Here is a 1,020-nt window from a genome sequence, read left to right as displayed (position 1 = left end):
TTCGCTAGCCAATATCGAAATAGTGCATGGACGTGTAGAGAGTGTTGCGCAGGATAAACAATTTGACCAAATTATGTCACGCGCATTTACAGCGCTAGATAATATGGTAAAACTATGTAAGCACTTACTTACTGAAAAGGGTGAGTTTTTAGCAATGAAAGGTTTGCATCCAAAAGATGAGATTAATGCACTGCCAATAGATTATCATGTTAAAAACGCAATTAAGTTATGTGTTCCCGCTTGTGAAGAGGACAGGCATTTAATTATCATAGAGAAAACTTCAGCGTAATAAGCATATTGCTATTGAAAGCGTCTATAAGTGAGGGTTACACAGTGCCAGCGAAAATCTATGCGATTACTAACCAGAAGGGGGGGGTTGGAAAAACGACCACCACTGTAAATCTTGCTGCATCGCTGGCTGCGACCAAACGCAGAATTCTCCTTATTGATCTTGATCCGCAGGGAAACGCAACTATGGGTAGCGGGATCAGCAAGAATGAAATTGAATATACGGCCTATGATGTACTGACCAAAAAGGCCGATGTTCAAGAGGTCATTACGCGTTCAGTCGTTGGTAAATACGATGTTATTCCTTCCAATGGCGATCTGACTGCAGCGGAAGTCGAGCTCCTTAATGAGATTGGCCGTGAACATAGACTGAAGCAAGCCTTAAAATCTATTCGTGATGATTATGAATTCGTCTTGATCGACTGTCCTCCTTCTCTAAATATGCTAACCGTTAATGCCTTATCAGCGTCGGACGGCGTTATCATTCCAATGCAATGCGAATATTATGCGCTAGAAGGCTTGGCCGCATTAATGAATACGGTTGAGCAGATTAGAGAAACCATCAATCCGAAGTTAGAAATTTCCGGCATACTTCGTACTATGTATGACCCAAGGAATAGTTTAACCAGAGATGTATCTGATGAACTTCAGGAATATTTCGGTGAACAGCTATATAAAGTCGCAATTCCAAGAAATGTAAGACTAGCGGAAGCACCCAGTCACGGTATGTCA

Annotated in this window: 2 protein-coding genes; both read left to right on the top strand. The window is 41.7% G+C overall.

Annotated features, from left to right (window positions below):
* Positions 1–289 (top strand): 16S rRNA (guanine(527)-N(7))-methyltransferase RsmG (locus A3763_RS01835; protein WP_197482688.1); only part of this gene is annotated, 289 nt, incomplete at its 5' end.
* Between the two features lie 44 nt (positions 290–333).
* A partial coding sequence (locus tag A3763_RS01830; RefSeq protein WP_068759841.1) for a ParA family protein occupies positions 334–1,020 on the top strand: 687 nt, incomplete at its 3' end.

Source organism: Oleiphilus sp. HI0128 (assembly GCF_001635365.1).
The sequence above is the reverse complement of the archived record's forward strand: the minus strand, read 5'-3'. Positions and strand labels throughout refer to the sequence as shown.